This is a genomic window from Lelliottia sp. RWM.1, assembly GCF_016859735.1.
GTDB lineage: Bacteria > Pseudomonadota > Gammaproteobacteria > Enterobacterales > Enterobacteriaceae > Enterobacter.
Map to the genome: position 1 here is coordinate 1 of NZ_WLVC01000118.1, position 1,859 is coordinate 1,859.

The window sequence follows — 1,859 nt, forward strand, 5'->3', positions numbered from 1 at the left end:
AGGGGTCGTTTGCGGGAGAGGGCGAAATCCTACGCTAAGGCTTTGGCCAACGATATTCTCCGGTAAGATTGATGTGTTCCCAGGGGATAGGAGAAGTCGCTTGATATCTAGTATGACGTCTGTCGCACCTGCTTGATCGCGGCCGCGATAGCTAGATCGCGTTGCTCCTCTTCTCCATCCGCGTTCCAAGCTGCGGAAAGGCACCCATAAGCGTACGCCTGGTCGAGCAGGCGACGCGGATCGACGTCCAGCGCACGAGAGAATGCGTCCGCCATCTGTGCAATGCGTCTAGGATCGAGACAAAGGTCGTCTCTGTCAGCCGGATCGTAGAACATATTGGCGGCGCCAAAGCCCACTTCACCGACCAGACCGACGGGATCTATCACCAGCCAGCCGCGACTGGAGAACATGATGTTTTCATGATGCAGATCGCCATGTAGCCCACGCAGTTCCGAGGCATTGCTCATCATTTGATCGGCTATAATCGCCGCGTGGACGTAGTCAGTTTGACAACCTGCGTTTTGATCATCGCGCGCCCGCTGAAACAAAGCTGCAAAGCGATCCCGGATCGGGAGAAGGGCAGAAGGCAGGGGTTCCTCAGATGCGGCATACAGCTTCGCCATTAGTTCCGCTGCAATTTCGGTCGCCTGGTAGTCGCCGTGCTCGGCAACGATGTGAGAGAGCATTCGCTCCCCGGCATATTCGAGCAACATCAGATTGTTCTCACGACCGAGCAACCGGACTGCTCCCCTCCCATTGCGCCATACCAGATAGTCGGCCCCGCGCAGTTCATCAGCAATGTCTTCTATAGGTTTCAATCCCTTGACGATTGCAGGAGTCCCGTCTGGCAATGAAACTTTCCAAACGAGGCTGGAAAAGGTGTCCGCAATGAGAACAGGTTGCGAAACGTGCCAATGAGCAGGAAAAACAGGCGGCATGAACATCAACCCCAAGTCAGAGGGTCCAATCGCAGATAGAAGGCAAGGCGTTCGCGGTCGGGGGCTTCGATCCCCAATACATTGAATAGGACAGCGAAGGCGCGCTCTGCTTCATCTGGCGCTGCCCAGTTCTCTTCGGCGTTAGCAATCATGAGTGCCAAATCGGCATAGCGATCTGCTGTTCCGAGCCGCCCAAGGTCGATCAGACCCGTGCATTGAAGAGTTTTAGGGTCCACCATGAAGTTCGGCATGCAGGGATCACCATGGCAAACAACCATATCGGTGCGCTCTTGGTCGAGCCGCACCGGTAGCTCTCGTTCGACACGAGCCAAAAGATCGAGCTGCGGCGTACTCTTGTCCTCGTCCGGTAAGAAGTCGGGATTGACGGCATTGCGGGACACCACATCAACGGCGCGTCCGAACATTCGCGACAGCCTGCGCTCAAACGGACATTGATCAACCGATAGGCTGTGAACAGCGCCAAGTTGCTGCCCCATTGACGGCCACGCTTTGAGCAAATCCGCTCCAGACAGATCAGCCGCCGGTACTCCCGGAATTGCCGTTATCACCAAGCATGCACCCTCCTGTTCCTCCTGCCAGTTGATCACCTCGGGGCAAGCCACACCTCGACCTTTGAGCCAAATGAGGCGGTCACGCTCTCCAGCGAGCTCACCGCGGCGGGAAGCAGGTGCGATTTTCGCGAAGGCATGCCCGTCACCACGTCGAAAAACAAAATCACCAGATTCTCCGCCTCTGACAGGCAACCAGTCAGAATGCGATTCACCAAAAAAAATATTAGTTCGATTCAATGGAGGTTCCTTCAGTTTTCTGATGAAGCGCGGAGGTGGCTCAACCTGCGAAAAGAAACGAGTTGCTACGTAAGTCCGAGAACATGCTTTCCATGGTCTCTGAGCTCGCCTT

Annotated in this window: 2 protein-coding genes; both read right to left on the reverse strand. The window is 55.5% G+C overall.

The window, feature by feature from the left end:
- Positions 1-107: 107 nt before the first annotated feature.
- Positions 108-944, reverse strand: a complete 837-nt coding sequence (locus tag GF617_RS26780) for an aminoglycoside O-phosphotransferase APH(6)-Id (RefSeq protein ID WP_000480968.1) — start codon at positions 942-944, stop codon at positions 108-110.
- Positions 944-1,747 (reverse strand): aminoglycoside O-phosphotransferase APH(3'')-Ib, encoded by an 804-nt coding sequence (aph(3'')-Ib, locus tag GF617_RS26785; protein WP_001082319.1) that lies wholly within the window; start codon positions 1,745-1,747, stop codon positions 944-946. The genes GF617_RS26780 and aph(3'')-Ib overlap by 1 nt, the downstream gene beginning before the upstream one ends.
- Positions 1,748-1,859 lie beyond the last annotated feature (112 nt).

What these genes read in the sequence shown, in the direction of transcription:
- GF617_RS26780 (WP_000480968.1), bottom strand. Translation starts at nt 944, where the DNA reads ATGTTCATGCCGCCTGTTTTTCCTGCTCATTGGCACGTTTCGCAACCT.